We start from the raw sequence: 20,690 nt of genomic DNA on the forward strand, positions 1-20,690 counted from the left end.
CACGATCCGTGCCGCCGGACGCGACGAGTACGCGGGCGACCAGGACATCCAAAACCGTTCGGGGTGTCCGCAGTGACCAGGTATGGGTCCAAGACTCACTCCTGCTCACTGATTAGGAACGGTTCCTGCGCAGCGCCCGGGTGCTGGACGCGCGCCGGCTGGGCAAGCAGCGGGCCGAGACGGTCCAGGTGCTGCGGGGCATCACCGTGCCGGGGTACGGCTGGCGGCACCACCCCGCCGTCCGGATGTGGGCGGGTTACGAGGAGGCCCTGGTCCGGTACGGGCTGGTGATGGTCCGGGGGTGGCGTGCGGACGGCCGCCGGGACACCTGCGCGGCCACCCTGACCGGTGATCTGTCCCGGGCCACGGGGTGTACGGCGCCCCGGTCCCAGGAGGAGCTGGCTGCGGCGGGCGAACTGCCGCCGTGGCTGGGCGATCCCGCCTTCCATCTGAGCCACCGGTCGGCACTCGTACGGAAGGACCCGGAGCGGTACGGACCGCTGTTCCCCGGGGTCCCGGGGGATCTGCCGTACGTGTGGCCGGTCTCGGACCGGTACGGGGCCGCGGGCCCCGCCACGGGGTAGCCGCTCCCGTCCGCCGGTACCGCCGCATCCGGGCCCGGACGGGCCCGGCGCACGGGCCGGCACCGCACGTCCCGGAGCGGCCCCGTCCCGGCGGGGGCGGCGCCGTGACCGCACCGCGCGCGGGTCCCCGTCCGCGGTGCCGGCCCGTCCGGACGGCCGCGGCCCGTACCCCGTCCGCCCTGGCGCCGGGCACCCCCGGAAGTCCGGGCGCTCCCGCGGCCCGCACCCCCGGAGGTCCCGAAGACCGCGAAGGCCCCTTCCCGGCAGGAGCGTTGCGCCCGCGGGCCGTCAGCCCGGGGCGGGCCCGGGGCCGCGGAGCCCGGCCAGCCGGCGGTAGATCTCCACTGCTTCCGCGGAGCGCCCCAGCCGCTCCAGGCAGTGCGCCTCGTCGGCCCGGCCGGCCAGGGCGTCCGGATGGCCGGGGCCCAGGAGGTTCTCCTGGTCGCGGGCCACCTGGCGGTGGACGGCGAGGGCGTCCTCCCAGCGGTCCAGCCGGCCCAGGCAGAGGGCGATCTCCCGGCGGCCGGCCAGGGTCTCCGGGTGGCCGGGGCCGAGGACCCGCTCGCGGACGGCGCAGACCTCGCGGGCCTCCGCCAGCGCCTCCGGCCAGCGGCCCAGCCGGCCGAGGCTGACCCCGAACCCGTGCCGGGCGCGCAGGGTGCCGGGATCCTCCGGGCCGCGGGCCCGCGTCCATTGCGCCACCAGGTCGCGGTACAGCTCCAGGGCCTCGGCGCCGCGGCCCAGCAGTCCCAGGCTGACGCCCTCCTCGTGGCGGGCCGCGAGGGTGTCCGGGTGGAGCGGGCCGAGGACGCGCCGCCGGGCGGCGTGGATCTCCCGGTGGACGCGCAGCGCGTCGGCCCAGCGGCCGAGCCGGCCGAGGGCGTGCGCCACCTCGCAGCGGGTGCTCAGGGTGTCCGGGTGGTCCGGGCCCAGGAGGCGGGAGCGGGCGCCGGCGACCTCGGAGGCCGTCCGGTACGCGTCCGCGTACCGCCCCAGCCGGCCCAGGGTGACGGCGAGCTGATGGCGGCAGCGCAGAGTGTCGGGGTGACCGGGGCCGTCGGCCCGCTCGCGGGCGGCGAGCACGGCGGCGCAGAGCTGGTGCGCCTCGACGTGCCGGCCGAGCCGGCCGAGGACGCGGGCCTGGTCCTGCCGGACGAGGAGGGTGGCGGGATGGTCCGGTCCGAGGGTGCGCCGGCGGGCCTCCGCGACCCGCTCGTAGGCGCCCAGGGCCTCCCCGGGGCGCCCGGCGCGGAGCAGGGCGCCGGCCGTCTCGTAGCGGCTGGCGAGGGTGTCGGGGTGGTCGGGACCGAGGAGCCGCTCGCGTTCGGCGGCCACGTCACGGTGCGTCCCGGCGGCCTCCTCCCAGCGGCCGCGCCGGGCGAGGGCGAGCCCGGACGCGTGGCGGCGGGCGAGGGCGGCGACCTGCCCGGGCGGCGGCGGGGGCCGGCCGGGCGCCTGCGGGGGCGGGCCGGGCGCGGCGGGGCCCGGGTGGCCCGTCCAGGGGCCGGTGAGCCCGGTGGAGGGGCCGGGGACCGCGGCGCGCGCGAGGGCGCCGACGGCTTTGGAGCCGGTGGTCATGCCGCGGGTCCAGGCCGGCAGCCGCGGCTCGTACGGCTCGGTGAACGGTACGGGGCTGCCGTCCGGGTGGGTGCAGCGGGCGGCGGCGAGCCGGTCACCGAGTTCGGCCGCGTCGGCGGGCCGGTCTTCGGGGTCCTTGGCGAGCAGGTCGAGCACCAGCCGCTCGAAGGGCTCGGGCAGGTCCGGCCGGTGCTCGCGGAGGGGGCGGGGCGCGGTGTCGCGGTGGCCGACGAGGACGGACCAGGCGTCCTCCTGGTCGAACGGCGGGGCGCCGGTGGCGAGTTCGTAGAGCACGCAGCCCAGCGAGTAGAGGTCGCTGCGGTGGTCGGCGGAGCCGCCGGAGATCTGCTCGGGCGCCATGTAGTGCGGGGTGCCCACGGCGATCCCGGCACTGGTCAGGCGGGAGCCGGGGTCCATGCCGCGGGCGAGGCGGGCGATGCCGAAATCGCAGATCTTCACGGTGCCGTCGGCGAGCCGCATGATGTTGGCCGGTTTGAGGTCCCGGTGCACCACGCCCTGCCGGTGGGTGTAGGCGAGGGCGGCGGCGACCTGCTCGGTGATGTCCGCCAGCTCCGGGAGCGCCAGCGGGCGGCTGCCGTTGTCCTCCAGCACCTGCCCGAGGTGACGGCCGTCGAGGAGTTCCATGACGAGGTGCAGCACACCGTCGTCCTCGCCGAAGTCGTGGACGACCGTGATGCCGCGGTGCTGGAGCGAGGCGGCGACCCGGGCCTCGCGGCGGAAACGCTCGCGGAGCACCCGGGCGGAGTGCTCGTCGTGTCCGGGCCCGAGCGGCTTGAGGCATTTGACGGCGACCTGGCGGCCCAGTGCCTCGTCCAGGGCGCGCCACACCTCGCCCATGCCGCCGCGCCCGATGCGTTCGAGCAGCCGGTAGCGGCCGCGGACCAGTCCGGTCTTCTCCACTGCGATCGCCGCCCCCGTCGATTCGCGCCCTCCCCGGCGGACTCCCAGTATGACCAGCCGTGTGCGGCCTGTGTACGGCACCGTACGCGTTCGCCGCGGGAGGCCGGAAGCGTCCGCGACGGCCGGGAGTCAACTCCCGGCGCTTCCGGGCTGGTTGCCGCACGGTGCCGGACGCCGCGGGGGCGCGGGGGCGCGGGGGCACCGGCGTCCAGGGGCGCGCGGCCCCGGCGGACCGCGCCGCCGCCCCGCGGCCCGCCGCCCCATCGCGCCTCCGCCCCATCGCGCCTCCGCCCCGCCGGCCTTCGCCCACCGCCCGCCCGCGGCGCCCCGCCCGCCGCCGGGCACACGACGGCGGGCGGGCCCCACGGACCCGCCCGCGCCGTGTCGTGGTACGTCCGGACGGCGGTCCGGGCGCCCGTCGGCTGCTTACGAACCGCTCCCGCGGTCCTTGGCCTCGCCGGCCACCGTGCGGCCCGATTCCCGGGCGCGGCCGGTGACGTGCCCGGCCTGTCCGCGGGCCTCCTCACCGGTGTGCCGGGCGGCGCTCATGGCCGAGCGCGCCACCTCCTCGGCGGCGTGCCGCGCGGTCTCGCCGGCGCCCGCCTTCAGACGTCCGGCGTACTCCCCGGCCGCCGCCTTGACGGGACCGGCCGCACCGCCGGTCCGTTCGGCGAACCGGGAGACGGTCCGCTTCTCGGTCTCGGAGTCGGGGAGCAGCGACGCCCCCAGCATCCCGGCACCGAACGCGATCACCCCGGCCGCCATCGGGTTGCCCTCGGTGCGGCGAGCCGCCTCGTGCGGTGCCCCGCGTGCGCGGTGACCGGCCTCCTCGGCCCGCTGCCGGACGGATTCGGCGGCGTCGGCGGAGGTCTCCTGGACGGACCGGGCCGTCTGCCGGGTCCGCTCCCGGGTCTGGTCCTTCCCGTGCGAGGTGCTGCCCATCACGCGTTCCCGGGCGCCGGTCACGGCGTGCCGCATCCGTTCCCGCCGCCGCTCCACGGCGCGGCGGGGGCTGGCGCGGTCGGCCAGCTCGTCGACGTCGTGGGCCAGTTCCCTGCGGGTGGATTCGATGCCCGCCCTTATCCGGTCGGGTGAGTCGGGTGACGTGCCCATTCCGCATCCTCCTTCACGGTCTCGATGGTCTGCTGCGGTGCGGGGGAGAACGCCCGTGTGCGGGCCCGGCCCACCACGGCGAGTACGCCGCCGGCGACCGCCCACAGGGCGGTGACGATCAGCGCGGCCCAGGCCGGGTCCATCACGTTGGCCAGCGCGAACACGGCGGTCAGCGAGAGGAAGAGGGCGGTCATGTAGCCCGCGAACGCGGCGCCGCCGAACATCCCGGCCGCCTGGCCCGCCTTGGCTCCCTCCGCCTTGAGTTCCGCCTTGGCCAGCTCGATCTCCTGGCCGAGCAGCCTGCGGAAGTCGTCGGTGACCCGGGAGACCAGCTCGCCCATCGAGGGCTCGGTGTCCCCGGGCCGCCGTGCGGCGCGCCCGGCGGTTCCGGCCTCCAGGTCGCGGAGGACGTCCTCGCGGTCACGTTCCGCGGCCGGGGCCGTTCCGCCTCCCCGTGCTGTGGTCAGGGTCATCTCAGCCCACCTCCGGCGGCCGGCCCGGCAGGCCCGGCCAGTCGGTCTCACGTGCGGTCGTCCGCCCGGGGACGCCCGGGTCCCGTGTCTCCGGCCCGGTTCCGCGGGACGGTGCCGGGCTCTCCCCGGGCGGTCCGGTGCGGCGGCCCGCCCCGGCGGAGCGGTCGAGCACGGGTCCCGGCTTGTCCGCGGCCGGCGGCTCCTCCCCGGTCCCCGTTCCGGAGGACGCGGACTTCAGGTCCTTGGCGATCCGTCCCGCGGCGAGCCCCGCGGCGGCGGCGGTGCCGAGGAAGACCCCCGGCTTGCGCCGCGCGAACGACTGGATCTCCTCGGCGATGCCGCCGGCGCCGCGCTTCTCCAGGAAGTCGGCGGCGCGGTACCCGCCGTCCGACACCTTTTCGGCGACGGTCCGGGCGGGCGAACCCTCCCGGGCGTTGCCGGCCATGCCCGCCAGGTCGTCCGCCCACTGGCGGACGGTTCCGGCGGTGCGCCGTACCTGGCTGTCCGCCTCGCTCCTGGCGCGGTCGCGCAGGTCTCCGACGGCCGAACCGGCCTGTTCGCGGGCCTTGTCCGCGACCGCCTTCGCCTCGTGCCCGGCGGTGGCGCGCACCTCTCCGGCGGCCTGCCCGGCCGCTCCGGCCGTGGCCGCAGCCTCGTGTTGGGCCGTCTCCCCGGTCTGCCGACCGGGTCCGGCACTCGCATGACTGGCACGTGCCGAGTCGCTCATGGGTGCCTCCCTTCACCTGTCACCCCACAGGGGCGTTCGACCCCCGTCAGCTCTCAGCCGGTCGGGTTACCAGCCCGGTATGGACAAAACCGGCAAAACCGCAAGGCGGGATGGGCCGGCCGCTCATCACCGCAGGTGAGGAACGGCCACCTCACGCAGCGGCCCGGGCCCGGCTCCGTACGGCGGTCCGCGCCGTCCGCGGCTCCGGCGACTCCGCGGCTCCGCGGCTCCCGCGACGGCAGCGCGGTCCGCCCCGCGGAGGGGCCCCGTTCGCGGTTCCCGCCCCCGCCCGTGCGCTCCTCCGGCCGCGGGCCGCGAGCCGCCGGCCGCGCACGGCACGCACCGGGTTCGCCGACTTCCGGCGCGGCGACGGCCCCGTTCACCACACTGGTGGGAACGACCGGTGTCGAGCCGCCAGGGAGACGTGAGATGAAGATGCTGATCAATGTTCCGGAGACCGTGGTCGCGGACGCGCTGCGCGGGATGGCCGCCGCGCACCCCGAGCTGACCGTCGACGTCGAGAACCGCGTGATCGTCCGCCGGGACGCGCCCGTCTCCGGGAAGGTCGGCCTGGTCTCGGGCGGCGGATCCGGGCACGAACCGCTGCACGGGGGGTTCGTGGGCCCGGGGATGCTCGACGCGGCCTGCCCGGGCGAGGTGTTCACCTCCCCCGTCCCGGACCAGATGGTGCGCGCCGCGGCGGCCGTGGACAGCGGCGCGGGCGTGCTGTTCATCGTGAAGAACTACACCGGTGACGTCCTCAACTTCGAGATGGCGGCCGAGCTCGCCGAGGACGAGGGCATCCAGGTGGCCAGCGTCCTGGTCAACGACGACGTGGCCGTGACCGACAGCCTGTACACCGCCGGGCGGCGCGGCACCGGGGCCACCCTGTTCGTCGAGAAGATCGCCGGGGCGGCGGCGGACGAGGGCATGCCGCTGGAGCGGGTGGAGGCCCTCGCCCGGCGGGTCAACGAGTCCTCCCGCAGCTTCGGGGTGGCGCTCAGCGCCTGCACCACCCCCGCCAAGGGCGGCCCCACCTTCGATCTGCCGCCGGGCGAACTGGAGTTGGGCATCGGCATCCACGGCGAGCCGGGCCGGGAGCGGCGCGCCATGATGACGTCCGGGGAGATCGCCGACTTCGCCGTGGACGCCGTCCTGGAGGACCTGGACCCCCGGGAGCCGGTGCTGCTGCTCGTGAACGGCATGGGCGCCACGCCGCTGCTGGAGCTCTACGGCTTCCACGCCGAGGTGAGCCGGGTGCTGCGGGAGCGCCGGGTGGACGTGGCCCGCACGCTGGTCGGCAACTACGTCACCTCGCTGGACATGGCGGGCTGTTCGGTGACGCTCTGCCGGGCGGACGAGGAGCTGTTGCGGCTGTGGGACGCGCCGGTGGCGACCCCCGGGCTGCGCTGGGGGCGCTAGCGGCGCTGACCGCCGCGGCCGGCGGCGGACCGCCGGCCGCGCGCCCTGAGAGCGGCGCGGGGACCGGAGCGGACTCCGGGAGCCGGAGCGGGAGCGGGAGCCTAGCGGGAACCGGAGCCGGAGCCGGAGCGGGGAGCAGGAACCGGAGCGGGAGCAGGAGCAGGAAGCCGACGCACGGCGGCGGCCGGTGGCGGGCACGGGCCACCGGCCGCCGGCCGCCGGCCGCCGGCCGCCGCCGGAGGATGCCGACCGGCCCGCACCGGCACCGGTCCGAGGCCCGGGCCCGGGCCCGGGCCCGGGCCTCGGACCGGTATCAGGCCGCCGTGCCGAGGTTCCGGTGGACCGGGGCCGTGACCGGGACCAGGACGACCGGGCAGTGGGAGCGGCGCAGCAGGGTCTGGACGACGGGGCTCAGCCGCGGCCCGAAGGGGCCCGGCCTGCGATGGGCCGGGACCACGACCACATCGGCCCGCCCGGTGGCCCACAGGAGTCCGCGCCTGCGGTCGTGGTCCCGGCGGCGCCCGGCGCGGGACCGGCCCGGCCCCGTCGGGCCGGTCTGCCGTATCCGCAGCGCGGTGCCGCGCCGCTCGGCCTCGCGGAAGGCGTAGACGGCGGCCTCGGCGTCGGTGGCCTCGTCGGCGCCGAGCAGCACCCCGCGCCGCTCGGGGCGGCGCTCGTCCGGGAGCCGGCTGCCGCGGACGACGAGCAGCGGCCCGTGGGCACCGGCCGCCACGCGCAGGCTGACCGAGCCCAGCAGCAGTCCGGCCGCGCCACCGTGGCCCCGGTGGCCGACGACGGTGAGGACGGCGTTGCGGCCCCGCCGCACCAGCGCCTTCGCGGGGTCGCCGACGACCGGGGTCCCGGTCACGGGGAGGCCGGGATGGCGCTCCATCACCCGGCGGACGGCCGACTCCAGAACCGGCCCGGCCTGGTCCAGGGCGGGGACGGCGTGGACGATCTCCAGGAGGGCGCCGCAGTGCTCGGCCTCCCGGGCCGCCATGTCCAGGGCTCGCAGGGAGGCGGGCGAGCCGTCCACCCCCACCACCACATGCCGCGGGGTCATGTCCGTTCCTTCCGTGCGCGACGAGGCGGGCGGGGCCGGCCGGCAGGGCCGCCGGGCCGCGCGGCCGGCGATCCGGCCGGGGTGCCCGTTCCGTGCGCCGACCGGTGCGTACCGGCCGGTCAGTACCGGACGCGGCCGGTGTGACCTGCGCCCCGAACCCGCGGTTACGGGTGCGGGAGCGCTCCCGCCCCTCATACTCTCGCACCGCGCACGCGCCGTCCGGGAGGGGCTGACCGGCCCCAGCAGGGGGCGCGCGGCCCCGGGTCCACGCCGGGCCGTCAGGGCCGGGCGTCCCGGGACAACCGGGGCCATAGGGCCCTTCCCCGCGCGGGCCCACTGTTCTTTGCTGAGGACGCACCGGCCGTACGCGGGGTACGCCGGGCCGAGAGACGGGTGGACGACCATGCTGGAGGCCGGGAGCCGCACGGCGGACGGACTGCGGGTACGGCGGATCGACGGCACCACCGTCGCCGAACTGCGCGGCGAGGTCGACCTGCTGACCGCTCCGGCCCTCTCCGTACGCCTCGACGCGCTCACCTCCTCCCCCGCCCCCGACCTGGTGGTCGACCTGCGGGCGGTGACGTTCCTGGACTGCAGGGGCCTGGCGCTGCTGTGCCGGGCCCGCAACCGCGCCCTGTCCCGCGGCGGCCGGCTCCGCCTGGTGGCGAGCGACGGGCACATCCTGCGGGTGATGCGCCTGACACGCCTCGCCCGGGTCTTCGACGTCAGCGCGGGCCTGGCCGAGGCCCTCACGTCCCCGGCACCCGCCACGCTCCCGGTGACGGCCGCGGTACGGGCGGAGGCCGCGGCGCCATGACCGCCGCGCGCCGCACCGGGCGGACCGTCGTCATCGGGGTCGGCAACGACTTCCGGCGCGACGACGGCGTGGCCTGGCGGATCGTCGGCCGGCTCCGGGAGCGCGCGGCGCGGCAGCCGTTACCGCCGGGCACCGAACTGCGCGAGTGCGACGGCGATCCCGGGCGGCTGATCGGCCTGTGGGAGGGCGCGGAACTGGCCGTGGTGGTGGACGCCGCCCACGCGCACCCCCCGTCCCCCGGCCGGGTCCACCGGCTGGAGCTGGACCGGCGCCGGCTGTGGCGGAACGGGGCCGCCGGCTCCCACGGGCTGGGGCTCGGCGAGGCGGTGGAACTCTCCCGCGCGCTGGGCACACTGCCCGCCCGCCTCGTCGTGTACGCGGTGGAGGGCGCGGACAGCGCGCTGGGCACCGGGCTGTCGGCTCCCGTCGCCGCGGCCGTGGAACCGCTCGTGGCCCGCATCGAGAGCGAGATCGGAACCGGCGTCCCGACCGGACCCGCCGGGACCGGCACGGGGACCGGACGCGGCGGGGACGCACCCGGCGGAGACGGTTCCGGCGGGGACGCTCCGGAGCCCGAACGGCCCGCGGCGGGGGCCGTCCCGGCCGGAGACACCGCGGCGGGCGAGGGCCCCGCCACGGCCGAGGGCGCCGCCACCGCGGCCGGGAGGCCCGGCACGGCCGGTGCGGCCCCCGGAGGGCCCGCGGCGGGGACGGCCGCCGGACCCGCCCGCCGCGACGGCGGCGGGTGAACCCCCGTGTCCGGGAGAGCGGACGGGGTTACGCGGACCGCGCGGCGCGTCGAGGTGTCCGGCACCGTACAGGGCGTCGGTTTCCGCCCGTTCGTGCACCGCACCGCCACGCGTCTGGGCCTGGACGGCTGGGTGCGCAACGCGGACGGGCAGGTGGTCGTGACCGCCGCCGGGACCCCCGAGGCCCTCGACGCGTTCGTCGAACAGGTGCGCCGCGCCGCCCCGCCGCTCGCGCGGGTCGGCCGGGTCCGCGTCACCGGGCTGACCGGACCTGCTCCCCCTCCGGGCTCGGGTTTCGCGATCCGCGACAGCACTCCGCGCGGGGACGGCGCGAATGCCGCCCGGGACCGTTCGGCCGGGCCGGCGGCCGGTCCAGCAGGCGCTCGCCCAGGGCTCGCTGACGAGCCGGCGGATGGCGAACGCCGGGGCGGCACCGGTGAGGGCGGCGACCGCCACGGCCATGGCGACCGCGGCCACGGCCGCGACGCGGACGCCGGGGCGGGGACCGGGGCCGGGGCGCCCGTCCGGGAGGTCCCGCCCGACGCGGCGACCTGCCCGGCCTGTCTGCGCGAGCTGTTCGATCCGGCCGACCGGCGCCACCGCTATCCGTTCGTCAACTGCACCGACTGCGGCCCGCGCGCCACCGTCATCGAAGACCTGCCGTACGACCGCGAACGCACCACGATGCGCGGCTTCCCGCTCTGCGCCCGGTGCGCGGCCGAGTACGCCGATCCCGCCGACCGGCGCTTCCACGCCGAGCCGCTGGCCTGCCCGGAGTGCGGGCCCCGGCTCGCGTGGCGGGCGACCGGGGGGCCGGTGTCCGCGAGCGGCGAGGAGGCACTGCGCCGGGCGGTCGGCGCCATCGCGGACGGCGGCATCGTGGCCGTCAAGGCACTGGGCGGCTACCAACTGGTGTGCGACGCGGGGAACTCCGCCGCCGTGGACCGGCTGCGGAGGCGGAAGCACCGCCCCGCGAAACCGCTCGCCGTGATGGTGCGGGACCTCGCGGCGGCACGGCGGCTGGCCGTCGTCGGCCCGGCCGAGCAGGCCGTGCTCACGTCCCCGGCGGCCCCGGTGGTCCTCTGCCGTGCCCGCGCCGCCCGGCCGGCCCCGTCCGGCACGGGTGCGCCCGCCCCCACTCCCGCCGCCGCCACCCCCACCGCTCCGGACGACACGGCCACCGCCCCGAACGACACGGCCACCACTCCGGACCACGCCCCCACCACCCCGGACCGCATCCCCGCCGCACCGGGCCACACGGCCACCGCCACGGCCCCGGACCGCACCCCCGCCACCCCGGAGCGCGTCCCCGCCGTCCGGCCCGGGCCACGCGCCGCCCGGGCGGGCGGGGACGCGTCCGCGCCGGCCTCGGTGGCCGCCGGCGTTCACCCCGGGACCCACCGGATCGGGCTGTTCCTGCCCACGTCGGGGCTGCACCACCTGCTGCTGTACGATCTGGCCCGGCCGCTGGTCGTCACCAGCGGCAACCTCGCCGGTGAGCCCATCGCCACCGGCGACGACGAGGCGGTCCGGCTGCTGTCCGCCGTCGCCGACGGCTTCCTCTTCCACGACCGGCCGATCCGCGCCCGCTACGACGACTCGGTCGTGCTCGTCGCGCGCGACCGGCCGCTGACCGTCCGCCGGGCGCGCGGCTGCGCCCCGGCGCCGCTGCCCCTGCCCGTACCGGCCCGCATCCCGCTGGCCGCGGCCGGAGCGCAGCTCAAGCACACCTTCGCGCTGGCCGCCGGTGACCGCGCGGTGCTGGGACCGCACACCGGCGACCTCCAGGACGCCCGCGCGCAGGAGGCGTTCGCGGCCTCGTACGCCGACCTGACCCGGCTCACCGGCATCACCCCGCGCGCGGTCGCGCACGACCTGCATCCCGGCTATCTCTCCACCCAGTGGGCGCGGGCCCTGCTGCCGCACGCCCTCGTCCCGGTGCAGCACCACCACGCGCACATCGCCGCCGTCGCCGCCGAGCACGGCCTGACGGAGCCGGTCACCGGCGTCGCCTACGACGGCCTCGGGCTCGGCGACGACGGCACGCTGTGGGGCGGCGAGATCCTGGTCGCCGGCCTGACCGGCTGCCGCCGCGTGGGCCGCTGGGGCACGGCCCCGCTGCCGGGCGGCGAGGCGGCGGTACGGCACCCGGCCCGGATGGCCCTCGGCTACCTCCACGGCGCCGAGCCCCTGGGCGCGCCCCCGCCGCCGCCCGCACTCGCCCGCGCGCTCACCGGCCGGCTGGACCCGCGCCACACGGCCGTCGTCCGGGCGATGATCGCCCGCGGCCTCAACTCCCCCCGCGCGTCCAGCGTCGGGCGCCTGTTCGACGCGGTCGCGGCGCTGCTCGGCCTCGGCGACACGGTCTCCTACGAGGGCCAGGCGGCCGTGGCCCTGGAGGCGGCGGCCGGCACGGTCCGCGCCGAGCCGCCGGACTGGCGTGTCGTCCGGGCGGACGCCGACGGCCTGTGGGTCGCGGACCCCGTCCCCGTCCTGACCGGGCTGCTGGAGCGGCTCGCCGCCGGGGTCCCGGTGCCGGAGCTGGCCGCCGCGTTCCACACCGCCGTCGCCGAGGCCACCGCCGCACTGGTCGGCCGGGCCGTCGCGGAGGGCGCGCCGCGCACGGTCTGCCTGGCCGGCGGCTGCTTCCAGAACCACCGTCTGCTCACCGAGATCACCGCGCTGCTCCACGACCGGGGGCTGCGGGTGCTGACGGGCAGCGCCGTCCCGGTCGGCGACGGCGGCATCAGCTACGGCCAGGCGGCCGTCGCCGCGGCCCTGCTGGGCACGTGACGCAAGCCCGAGAGGAGTGTGATCCCCATGTGCCTGGGCATCCCCGGCCGGGTGCTGGACGTCCGCGAGGACGCGGGCCTGCGCATGGCCACCGTCGACTTCGGCGGCGTACGGCGCGAGGCCTGCCTGGAGTACACCCCGGAGGCGGTGCCCGGCGTGTACGTCATCGTGCATGTCGGCTTCGCCATCACCGTGGTCGACGAGGAGGAGGCCCGCCGCACCCTCGACGTCCTCCGCGCCATGACGGACGCGGTGGCGGGCGAACTCGGCGAGCCGCTTCCGGCACGGCCGCGGACGGCACCACCACCGGCGGACGCGGAGGGAACGGAGCGGCCGCGGTGAAGCGGCGCGGACGCTTCAACCGGTGGCGAGGCCGTCGACCAGACGGTCGAGGAACCGTGTGAAGGTGGCCTCGGGGGTGAGGGGCCGCCCGGTGGCGGCCAGAGCTTCGGCCCGTCCGGGATGACGGGCCGTCCGGGGCGACGGCGGCGAGATGGCGGGCTTCAGCCGCGGCCCGGCCCGGGGGCGCGAGGCGTCGGCCTGGGCGACCTCGTGGGCGACGTGTCCGGCCACGAAAGCCGTGAGCTGGGTGAATGTCACGCTGCCGGGTACCGGCTGCCGGGTCCCGCAGCCGGGGCCGGAGGCGCCCGGTGAGAGCCGCCGGGGCGCGCGGTGTCCCCGCCGGCGCGGCGCCTCCCCGCCCCGGCGGAGTTCCGAGCCGGGCCGTGGTCCGCCGGGGGCCGAACGTCCCGGGCACCGTGCCCCGTCGGCCCTCACGGCCGTCGGGCGCGGGGGGCGAGACTGGGCGCGTCACGCCCCGACCTCCGGGAGCCGCCACCATGTCCGCATCCGGCCGCACCCCCGTGTCATCCCTGCCGCCCGGGCCGCCGGGGGGCCATCGGGCGCCGCGCGTCGTCGTCGGCGTCGACGGGTCGGCCGGTTCGGTCGCCGCGCTGCGGTGGGCCGCCGCCCGGGCCCCGTCGCTGGGCGCGGGTCTCGTCGTCGTCCACGCCTGGGAGCCGGCCACCGGCCGCCGGGCACCGTACGCTCCGGCAGCTTCCCGTCCGTCGGGGACGGAGTCGCGGGGCAGCGCGGGCGAGGTCCTGGAGCGGGCCCTCCGCGCCGGGCTCGGGCCGAGTGCGGAGGCCGGGGTCCGCGCGGTCCTCGCCGAGGGCCCGCCGGCGGCGGTGCTCCTGCGGTACGCGGACGACGCCCTGCTGCTCGTCCTTGGGCGGCACCCGCCGGGGCCGGGCCCCGGGCGGCCGGTTCCCCCGAACGCGGGCGGCGGGCCAGTGGCGCGGGACTGCCTGCGGCACGCCCGCTGCCCGGTGGTCGTCGTCCCCGGCGAACCGGCCCTGCCGCACGGCGGCCACGGCGCACCGGGCACCGGCCCGCGGGCGTACGGCGCGGAGCCGTACCGCGCCGGGGTGTACGACGCACACGGGGCGGTGGGCTGTGGTCCCCCGGCAGGGGCCTTCCGGCCCCCGCGGGCGGCGTACGCGGCGCACCGGCACTGAGACGAGGGGCGGCGGACCGCCGCCGCACCGCCCCGGACCGAGCAGGACCCGACCACACCCCGAGGGGGAATCATGGCGGAGACCGGAACGGACATCGGCGCCCCGGCCGTCCTCGACCGGGACGGGCTCGACGCGCTCGTGAAGGCGCTGGCCGCGCGCGGTCGGACCGTGATCGGGCCGACGGTGCGCGACGGGGCCGTCGTCCTCGCCGAGATCGACTCGGGTGACCGGCTGCCCTACGGCTGGGGGGTCGAACTGGCGGCCGGGCGCTACCGGTTGCGGCGGCGCGCCGACGGCGCGGCCTTCGCGCACAGCGCGGGGCCGCAGTCCTGGAAGACGTATCTGCATCCGGAGCGGGTGCGGCAGTGGAGCGCCGACCGCGCGCCGGACGGCGGTCTCACCGTGACCGCCGGGAGCGGGGAGGACGCCACACCGCCGTCGTACGCCTTTGTCGGCGTGCGGCCGTGCGATCTGCGGGCCATCGCCGTGCAGGACCGCGTGCTGGCCGGCGGCCGGTACCCGGACGCCGGCTACCGGGCCCGCCGCGAACGGGCGTTCGTCGTCGCCGTGGAGTGCACCGAGCCGGGCGAGACCTGCTTCTGCGTCTCCATGGGCACCGGCCCGGCGGCCGAGAGCGGCTACGACCTGGCGCTCACGGAGCTCACCGGCGACGGTGACGGCGGCGGGGACACCGGCGGCCACGGGGACGGGGAGCACCGCTTCCTCGTGCGCGTCGGCAGCGAGGAGGGCGCGGCCGTCCTGGAGGAGGTGGCGCACTGGCCCGCCAACCGGCCCACGGCCGCCGCCGCCCGGGACCGCGTCACCGAGGCGTCCCGCCGGATGGGCCGTGCCATGCCGCCGGTCGACCTGCGGCGGCTGATGGGCGACAGCGTCGAGTCCGCGCACTGGGACGACATCGCCGAGCGTTGCCTGAGCTGCGGCAACTGCACCCTGGTCTGCCCGACCTGCTTCTGCACGACCACGGAGGACGTCACCGACCTCACCGGCGACCACGCCGAGCGGTGGCGCCGCTGGGACTCCTGCTTCGACCTGGACTTCTCCTTCATGCACGGAGGCCCGGTGCGGTCGTCGGTGAGCAGCCGCCACCGCCAGTGGATGACCCACAAACTCGCCACCTGGTACGACCAGTTCGGCAGCTCCGGCTGTGTGGGCTGCGGCCGCTGCGTCGTCTGGTGCCCGGCCGCGATCGACATCACCGAGGAGGCCGCCGCGTTCCACGCGCCGGCGCACGGGGCGCAGGCTGCCGGCGGCCGGGACGGGCCCGGAGCCCGCACCGCCCCTGTGGAGCGCGCAGGCCGCACGGCCCCCGCAGACCGCACGGATCACACGGACCACACGGACCACGCGGTGGGAGGACTCTCGTGACGGCCGCGGCAGCCGGCTTCTCCACCGGCACACCTCCATCCGGAACAGCCGCCGGCCACGACGGCGCCACCGGCCCGGCCGCCATGCCGCTCCCCTACCGGGTGGTGCGCCGCCGCGCCGAGACCGCCGACACCGCCAGCTTCGTCCTCGAACCGGTGGACGAGGCCCTGCCGCCCTTCCGCCCCGGCCAGTTCGCCATGCTGTACGCCTTCGGCATCGGCGACATCCCCGTCTCGGTGAGCGGCATCCTGCCGCACCGCGGCCGGCTGATGCACACGGTCCGGGCCGTCGGCGCCGTCTCCACCGCCCTGTTCGAGCTGGCTCCGGGCGACACCATCGGCGTGCGCGGCCCCTTCGGCACCACCTGGGACACCTCACGGGCGGCGGGCGGCGACGTGCTCGTCATCGCCGGGGGCATCGGCCTGGCGCCGCTGCGGCCGCTCGTCTACGAGGTGTTCCGCGCGCCCGGCCGGTTCCGGCGCGTCCAGGTCCTGATCGGCGCCCGCACCCCCGGTGATCTGATCTACCGCGACGAGGTCTCCGTCTGGGCCGCCGCCGGCCCGGGCCGCACCGCGCTCACCGTCGACCGGCCGGACGACACCTGGGCCGGCGAAGTCGGCCTCGTCACCGGCCTGCTGGGGCACGCGCGCTTCGACCCGCCCGGCACCACGGCGTACGTCTGCGGTCCCGAGGTGATGATCCGGGCCACCGCCCGCGAACTGCTGCACCGCGGGCTGCGGCCCGAGCGTGTGCTCGTCTCCCTGGAGCGCACCATGCGCTGCGGCACCGGGCACTGCGGGCACTGCCAGCTCGGTCCCGTACTGCTCTGCCGGGACGGCGCAGTCCTCGGCTACGACCGGGCCGCGTCCCTCCTCGCCACTCGGGAGCTGTGACATGACCACGGACGGCACCCGCACGACCGAAGCCACCACCACGGAAGCCACAACCCCGGAGACCACCGCCACGGAGACCACCGCCGGGACGGACCTCCCCACCCTCGCCGTGTACAAGCTCGCCTCCTGCGACGGCTGCCAGCTCACCCTGCTGAACTGCGAGGACGAACTGCTGGCGCTGGCCGGGCGGGTCCGCATCGGCTACTTCCCGGAGGCGACCAGGGCGGTCCTGCCCGGCCCGTACGACCTGGCGCTGGTCGAGGGCTCCGTCACCACGGCCGCCGACGCCGAGCGGGTGCGGGAGATCCGCGCCGCCTCCCGCCATCTGGTGGCCATCGGCGCCTGCGCGACGGCCGGCGGCATCCAGGCGCTGCGCGACTTCGCCGATGTGGCGGAGTTCCGCGCGGCCGTCTACGCCCGCCCGGAGCAGATCGACGCGCTGGCCCGCTCCACGCCCGTATCGGCCCATGTGCGGGTCGACTTCGAACTGCGCGGCTGCCCGGTGGACCGCGGGCAGCTCCTGGAGGTCGTCACCGCGTTCCTCGCCGGGCGCAAGCCCGGCATCCCGGACCACAGCGTCTGCTTCGCCTGCAAGCGGCGCGGCACGGTCTGCGTCACCGTGGCCCGCGGCACGCCCTGCCTGGGCCCGGTCACCCACGCCGGCTGCGGCGCCCTCTGCCCGGCCTACGGGCGCGGCTGCTACGGCTGCTTCGGCCCGGCCGCCGGCGCCGCCCCGGACAAGCTGATCCCGCTGCTCCGCCGGGACGGCCTGGACGACCGCGCCGTCGAGCGCTTCCTGCGCACCTTCACCGCCGCGGCGTTCGAGGAGCGGCGGGCGGGCGGCCCCGCGGGAGCGGAGGAGGAGCCCGCCCCCGGGGACGCGCCGAGGCGGAACGAGAACGAGAGGGAAGAGAAGGAAGGGGCGGCGTCATGACGCACCGCGGCTCCCGCGTGCTGCACGTCGGTGCCCTCGCCCGCGTCGAGGGCGAGGGCGAGCTGCGGCTGCGCGTGCACGACGGGCAGGTCGCCGAGGCCCGGCTGCGCATCTACGAACCGCCGCGCTTCTTCGAGGCGTTGCTGCGCGGCCGGGCGCACACCGAGCCGCCGGACATCACCGCGCGGATCTGCGGCATCTGCCCCGTCGCGTACCAGATGAGCGCCTGCCGGGCCATCGAGGACGCCTGCGGGGTGACGGTCGGCGGGCAGCTCGCGGCGCTGCGCCGGCTGCTGTACTGCGGCGAGTGGATCGAGAGCCAGGCCCTGCACATCCATCTGCTGCACGCCCCCGATTTCCTCGGCTGCGACGGGGCGATCGAACTGGCCCGCACCCACCGCGCCGAGGTGGAACGCGGCCTGCGGCTGAAGCAGACGGGCAACGCGATCCTGGAACTCCTCGGCGGGCGTGCCGTCCACCCGGTCAACGTGCGCCTCGGCGGCTTCCACCGTGTGCCCGGGCGGTCCGAACTGGAGCCGCTCGCCGAGCGGTTGCGGCAGGCGCTGGACGACGCCCGGGAGACCGTGCGCTGGGCGTCCGGCTTCGACTTCCCCGACGCGGCCGTCGACGCCGACCTGCTCGCCCTCGCCGACCCGGGCCGCTACGCCATCGACAGCGGCACCCCCACCGTGCTGCCCGCCGGCGGCGGCCCGCTCCGCTCCTTCCCCGTCGCCGCGTTCGGCGAGCACGTCAGGGAGGAGCAGGCGCCGCACTCCACCGCCCTGTACTCCCGGCTCGACGGGCGCCGCCACCTCACCGGTCCCCTCGCCCGCTACGCCGTCAGCGGCCGGTGGCTGACGGGCGCGGCGCGCGAGGCGGCGGACGAGGCGGGGCTCGGGGAGATCTGCCGCAACCCCTTCCGCAGCGTGCTGGTGCGGGGGGTGGAGACCGTGTACGCGGTCGAGGAGGCGCTGCGCGTCATCGACGCGTACCGGCCGCCGCGCCGCCCGTACGTGGAGGTGCCGCCGCGCGCGGGCACCGGGCACGGCGCGACGGAGGCCCCGCGCGGGATCCTCCACCACACCTACACCCTGGACGCGGAGGGCACCGTCACGGCGGCGCAGCTCGTGCCGCCCACCGCGCAGAACCAGGGCGCCATCGAGGCCGATCTGCGCAGTGTGGCCCAGGCCGCGCTGGACGGCGGCGATCCGACGGACGAGGAGCTGACGGCGCTGTGCGAACGGGCCATCCGCAACCACGACCCGTGCATCTCCTGCGCCACCCATTTCCTCGACCTGACCGTGGACCGGGGCTGAGGAGGCGGAGCGCACCCGTGGGACCGCGACCGCACACAGGAGCCGCGCGCCGGGCGCGCGGGGCCCATCCGACGAGCGAGGAACCGTGAAGTACCTGGACGAGTACCGCGATCCGGCCGTGGCCCGCCGCCTGCTGGAGGAGCTGCGCCGCACCGCCACCCGCCCGTGGCAGATCATGGAGGTCTGCGGCGGCCAGACCCACACCCTCGTCCGGCAGGGCATCGACGAACTGCTGCCCGCCGGGATGCGGATGGTGCACGGTCCCGGCTGCCCGGTGTGCGTAACGCCGCTGGAGACACTGGACCGGGCCATGGCCATCGCCGCCCGCCCGGGCGTCACCTTCGCCAGTTTCGGCGACATGCTCCGCGTCCCCGGCTCGGACACCGATCTGCTGTCGCTCCGCGCCCGGGGCGCCGATGTGCGGGTCGTGTACTCGCCCATGGAGGCCGTCCGTCTCGCCGTGCTCCACCCGGACCGCGAGGTGGTCTTCCTGGCCGTCGGGTTCGAGACCACCGCCCCGGCCAACGCCATGGCGGTGCTGCACGCCTCCCGCCTGGGGCTGCGCAACTTCTCGGTGCTCGTCAGCCATGTCCTGGTGCCGCCCGCCATGACGGCGCTGCTGGACGACCCGGACTGCGAGGTCGAGGCGTTCCTCGCCGCCGGGCACGTCTGCGCGGTGATGGGCTGCACCGCGTACGAGCCGATCGCGGCCCGCTACCGGGTGCCCATCGTCGTGACCGGGTTCGAACCGCTCGATCTGCTGGAGGGCATCCTCATGACGGTGCGGCAGCTCGAAACGGGCCGGGCGGAGGTGGAGAACCAGTACGCGCGGGCCGTGCGGCGGGACGGCAACACCGCCGCTCGCAGCATCGTCGAACACGTCTTCCAGGTGACCGACCGGACCTGGCGCGGTATCGGCCCGCTGCCGGAGAGCGGTCTCGGGCTCCGCCCGGAGTTCGCCGGCTACGACGCGGCCCTCCGCCACGAGGTGGCGGACCTGCACCCGGCCGAGGACCCCCAGTGCCTGGCCGGCTCGATCCTGACCGGCGCCGCCCTGCCCGTCGACTGCCCCGCCTACGGCACCCGCTGCACCCCCCGCCACCCCCTCGGCGCGCCCATGGTGTCCGCCGAGGGCACCTGCGCCGCGTTCCACGCGGCCGGACGGATCAGGAGCCCGCTGTGAGCAGTTGCCCGAACCCCTACGAGGAGCACGAGCGCGTGCTGCTCGGCCACGGCGCCGGCGGCCGGCTCACCGCCGAACTCCTGGAGAGCCTGCTGCTGCCGGCCGTCGGCGGCTTCCCGGCGGGCCCCCCGGAGGGGCCCCTGGAGGACGCGGCGCCGCTGCCCGGCCGTCCCGAACTGGTGATGAGCACCGACGGGTTCGTCGTCCACCCGCTGTTCTTCCCCGGCGGCGACATCGGCTCGCTCGCCGTGCACGGCACCGTCAACGACCTGGCGGTGATGGGGGCCCGTCCGCTCGCCCTGTCGGTGGCACTCGTCATCGAGGAGGGGCTGCCGCTGTCCGAACTGCGGGCGGTGGCGGGCTCGCTGGGCAAGGCGGCGCGTGAGGCGGAGGTGCCGGTCGTCACCGGGGACACCAAGGTCGTGGGGCGCGGCGCCGCCGACAAGGTCTTCATCACCACCACCGGGATCGGCACCCGCATCCCCGGCCTGGCCCCGTCGGCGTCCCGCGCCCGGCCGGGGGACGCGGTGCTGCTGTCGGGGCCCATCGGCCTGCACGGCACGGCCGTCCTCAGCACCCGCGAGGGGCTGGGCTTCGAGACCGACATCGCCTCCGACTCCCGTCCCCTGCACCGGCTGGTGGAGGCCCTGGCGCCGGTCGGCGCCCGGCTGCACACCCTGCGCGATCCGACCCGGGGCGGCCTGGCGGCCACGCTCAACGAGATCGCCCGCGACTCGGGGGTGGCCGTGGAGATCGACGAGTCCGCGCTGCCGGTGCCCGGCCCGGTCGCCTCGGCCTGCGACCTGCTGGGGCTGGACCCGCTGCATGTCGCCAACGAGGGCTGCATGGTCGCCTTCGTGGCCCCGCCCGCCGCCGAGGCGGCCCTGACGGCGATGCGCTCCCGCGCGGAGGGCACCGGCGCCGTCCGGATCGGCGAGGCGACGGCGGGCCCGGCCGGCCGCGTCCTCCTGCGCACCCTGGTCGGTGCCCGACGCGTCGTGGACATGCCGGTCGGCGAGCAACTGCCGCGCATCTGCTGAGCGGTCGCCGGGCACGTGCCCGGTACTCGCCGGGCGGCTGCCGGACGGTGGCTGCGGCCGGCTGGACACCGACGCGCGCCGGAGGACGGTCGGCCCGGCCTCGGCCGGCGCCGGGTGAGCGGCCGGTCGGGCGCCGGCAGGGCGCGGGGCCCTGCCGGGGCCGGGCAGGTGGCCCGTGACG

At 77.5% G+C, this 20,690-nt stretch carries 17 protein-coding genes and 2 pseudogenes; 13 read left to right on the forward strand and 6 right to left on the reverse strand.

From position 1 onward, the window contains the following. The first annotated feature begins 125 nt into the window (after positions 1 to 125). On the forward strand, positions 126 to 584 hold the full coding sequence (locus KBZ10_RS27565) for an MSMEG_6728 family protein (protein ID WP_210990485.1): 459 nt from the start codon (positions 126 to 128) through the stop codon (positions 582 to 584). Positions 585 to 872: 288 nt separating this feature from the next. On the opposite strand, the gene KBZ10_RS27570 is transcribed toward KBZ10_RS27565, so the two are convergent. The 4 genes from KBZ10_RS27570 to KBZ10_RS27585 all read right to left on the reverse strand — a co-directional run bounded on the left by KBZ10_RS27570 (position 873) and on the right by KBZ10_RS27585 (position 5,396). Beyond that, entirely contained in the window at positions 873 to 3,083 is a 2,211-nt protein-coding gene (locus KBZ10_RS27570; RefSeq protein ID WP_210990461.1) for a serine/threonine-protein kinase, read from the reverse strand. A 426-nt stretch (positions 3,084 to 3,509) separates the two neighbouring features. Further along, complete coding sequence (locus tag KBZ10_RS27575) at positions 3,510 to 4,196, reverse strand: DUF3618 domain-containing protein (RefSeq protein ID WP_210990462.1); 687 nt, start codon at positions 4,194 to 4,196, stop codon at positions 3,510 to 3,512. Beyond that, complete coding sequence (locus KBZ10_RS27580) at positions 4,163 to 4,669, reverse strand: phage holin family protein (protein ID WP_210990463.1); 507 nt, start codon at positions 4,667 to 4,669, stop codon at positions 4,163 to 4,165. The genes KBZ10_RS27575 and KBZ10_RS27580 overlap by 34 nt, the downstream gene beginning before the upstream one ends. Before the next feature lies 1 nt (position 4,670). After that, complete coding sequence (locus KBZ10_RS27585; RefSeq protein WP_210990464.1) at positions 4,671 to 5,396, reverse strand: hypothetical protein; 726 nt, start codon at positions 5,394 to 5,396, stop codon at positions 4,671 to 4,673. Between the two features lie 429 nt (positions 5,397 to 5,825). Here KBZ10_RS27585 and dhaK point away from each other — a divergent pair, with 429 nt between their 5' ends. Then, positions 5,826 to 6,818, forward strand: a complete 993-nt coding sequence (gene dhaK, locus KBZ10_RS27590; protein WP_210990465.1) for a dihydroxyacetone kinase subunit DhaK — start codon at positions 5,826 to 5,828, stop codon at positions 6,816 to 6,818. A gap of 313 nt (positions 6,819 to 7,131) precedes the next feature. On the opposite strand, the gene KBZ10_RS27595 is transcribed toward dhaK, so the two are convergent. Continuing rightward, positions 7,132 to 7,881: a universal stress protein gene (locus tag KBZ10_RS27595; RefSeq protein WP_210990466.1), complete on the reverse strand. Its 750-nt coding sequence runs from the start codon at positions 7,879 to 7,881 to the stop codon at positions 7,132 to 7,134. 403 nt (positions 7,882 to 8,284) lie between these two features. Between KBZ10_RS27595 and KBZ10_RS27600 the strand changes: the two genes are divergently transcribed. From KBZ10_RS27600 to KBZ10_RS27615, 4 genes and pseudogenes are all read left to right on the forward strand, one after another. Next, positions 8,285 to 8,698 carry an STAS domain-containing protein gene (locus KBZ10_RS27600; protein ID WP_210990467.1) on the forward strand — a complete coding sequence of 138 codons (414 nt, stop codon included), beginning with the start codon at positions 8,285 to 8,287 and terminating at the stop codon, positions 8,696 to 8,698. Beyond that, positions 8,695 to 9,171, forward strand: a pseudogene (locus KBZ10_RS29910) (hydrogenase maturation protease); the annotation flags it as partial. The gene KBZ10_RS27600 and the pseudogene KBZ10_RS29910, both read left to right, overlap by 4 nt. 282 nt (positions 9,172 to 9,453) lie before the next feature. Next, the gene (locus tag KBZ10_RS27610) at positions 9,454 to 12,240 is read left to right on the forward strand and encodes a carbamoyltransferase HypF (protein ID WP_307847640.1); all 2,787 of its coding nucleotides are present in this window, start codon (positions 9,454 to 9,456) and stop codon (positions 12,238 to 12,240) included. Positions 12,241 to 12,267: 27 nt separating this feature from the next. After that, positions 12,268 to 12,582: a HypC/HybG/HupF family hydrogenase formation chaperone gene (locus KBZ10_RS27615; RefSeq protein ID WP_210990469.1), complete on the forward strand. Its 315-nt coding sequence runs from the start codon at positions 12,268 to 12,270 to the stop codon at positions 12,580 to 12,582. A 15-nt stretch (positions 12,583 to 12,597) separates the two neighbouring features. On the opposite strand, the pseudogene KBZ10_RS27620 reads toward KBZ10_RS27615, so the two are convergent. Continuing rightward, a pseudogene (locus KBZ10_RS27620) lies at positions 12,598 to 12,834 on the reverse strand (TetR/AcrR family transcriptional regulator); the annotation flags it as partial. A 245-nt stretch (positions 12,835 to 13,079) separates the two neighbouring features. Between KBZ10_RS27620 and KBZ10_RS27625 the strand changes: the two are divergent. From KBZ10_RS27625 to hypE, 7 genes are all read left to right on the forward strand, one after another. After that, positions 13,080 to 13,757: a universal stress protein gene (locus KBZ10_RS27625; RefSeq protein WP_210990470.1), complete on the forward strand. Its 678-nt coding sequence runs from the start codon at positions 13,080 to 13,082 to the stop codon at positions 13,755 to 13,757. Positions 13,758 to 13,829: 72 nt separating this feature from the next. Beyond that, entirely contained in the window at positions 13,830 to 15,143 is a 1,314-nt protein-coding gene (locus tag KBZ10_RS27630; protein ID WP_210990471.1) for a 4Fe-4S dicluster domain-containing protein, read from the forward strand. 83 nt (positions 15,144 to 15,226) lie between these two features. Next, positions 15,227 to 16,036 (forward strand): FAD/NAD(P)-binding protein, encoded by an 810-nt coding sequence (locus KBZ10_RS27635; protein ID WP_210990487.1) that lies wholly within the window; start codon positions 15,227 to 15,229, stop codon positions 16,034 to 16,036. Position 16,037: 1 nt separating this feature from the next. Then, complete coding sequence (locus KBZ10_RS27640; protein WP_210990472.1) at positions 16,038 to 16,970, forward strand: oxidoreductase; 933 nt, start codon at positions 16,038 to 16,040, stop codon at positions 16,968 to 16,970. Continuing rightward, positions 16,967 to 18,286: a Ni/Fe hydrogenase subunit alpha gene (locus KBZ10_RS27645; RefSeq protein ID WP_210990473.1), complete on the forward strand. Its 1,320-nt coding sequence runs from the start codon at positions 16,967 to 16,969 to the stop codon at positions 18,284 to 18,286. The genes KBZ10_RS27640 and KBZ10_RS27645 overlap by 4 nt, the downstream gene beginning before the upstream one ends. A gap of 85 nt (positions 18,287 to 18,371) precedes the next feature. Further along, the gene (gene hypD / locus KBZ10_RS27650) at positions 18,372 to 19,469 is read left to right on the forward strand and encodes a hydrogenase formation protein HypD (protein ID WP_210990474.1); all 1,098 of its coding nucleotides are present in this window, start codon (positions 18,372 to 18,374) and stop codon (positions 19,467 to 19,469) included. Continuing rightward, positions 19,466 to 20,509 (forward strand): hydrogenase expression/formation protein HypE, encoded by a 1,044-nt coding sequence (hypE, locus tag KBZ10_RS27655; protein WP_210990475.1) that lies wholly within the window; start codon positions 19,466 to 19,468, stop codon positions 20,507 to 20,509. The genes hypD and hypE overlap by 4 nt, the downstream gene beginning before the upstream one ends. Positions 20,510 to 20,690: the final 181 nt, after the last annotated feature.

Source organism: Streptomyces sp. F63 (assembly GCF_018070345.1).
Classification (GTDB): Bacteria; Actinomycetota; Actinomycetes; order Streptomycetales; family Streptomycetaceae; genus Streptomyces.

Bases quoted from the DNA above. Each gene is read 5' to 3' on its own strand.
- KBZ10_RS27600 (WP_210990467.1), top strand. From the start codon at position 8,285: ATGCTGGAGGCCGGGAGCCGCACGGCGGACGGACTGCGGGTACGGCGG.
- KBZ10_RS27575 (WP_210990462.1), bottom strand. From the start codon at position 4,196: ATGGGCACGTCACCCGACTCACCCGACCGGATAAGGGCGGGCATCGAA.
- KBZ10_RS27645 (WP_210990473.1), top strand. From the start codon at position 16,967: ATGACGCACCGCGGCTCCCGCGTGCTGCACGTCGGTGCCCTCGCCCGC.
- KBZ10_RS27615 (WP_210990469.1), top strand. From the start codon at position 12,268: ATGTGCCTGGGCATCCCCGGCCGGGTGCTGGACGTCCGCGAGGACGCG.
- KBZ10_RS27625 (WP_210990470.1), top strand. From the start codon at position 13,080: ATGTCCGCATCCGGCCGCACCCCCGTGTCATCCCTGCCGCCCGGGCCG.
- KBZ10_RS27585 (WP_210990464.1), bottom strand. From the start codon at position 5,396: ATGAGCGACTCGGCACGTGCCAGTCATGCGAGTGCCGGACCCGGTCGG.
- KBZ10_RS27640 (WP_210990472.1), top strand. From the start codon at position 16,038: ATGACCACGGACGGCACCCGCACGACCGAAGCCACCACCACGGAAGCC.
- KBZ10_RS27635 (WP_210990487.1), top strand. From the start codon at position 15,227: ATGCCGCTCCCCTACCGGGTGGTGCGCCGCCGCGCCGAGACCGCCGAC.
- KBZ10_RS27580 (WP_210990463.1), bottom strand. From the start codon at position 4,669: ATGACCCTGACCACAGCACGGGGAGGCGGAACGGCCCCGGCCGCGGAA.
- dhaK (WP_210990465.1), top strand. From the start codon at position 5,826: ATGAAGATGCTGATCAATGTTCCGGAGACCGTGGTCGCGGACGCGCTG.
- KBZ10_RS27595 (WP_210990466.1), bottom strand. From the start codon at position 7,881: ATGACCCCGCGGCATGTGGTGGTGGGGGTGGACGGCTCGCCCGCCTCC.
- KBZ10_RS27630 (WP_210990471.1), top strand. From the start codon at position 13,830: ATGGCGGAGACCGGAACGGACATCGGCGCCCCGGCCGTCCTCGACCGG.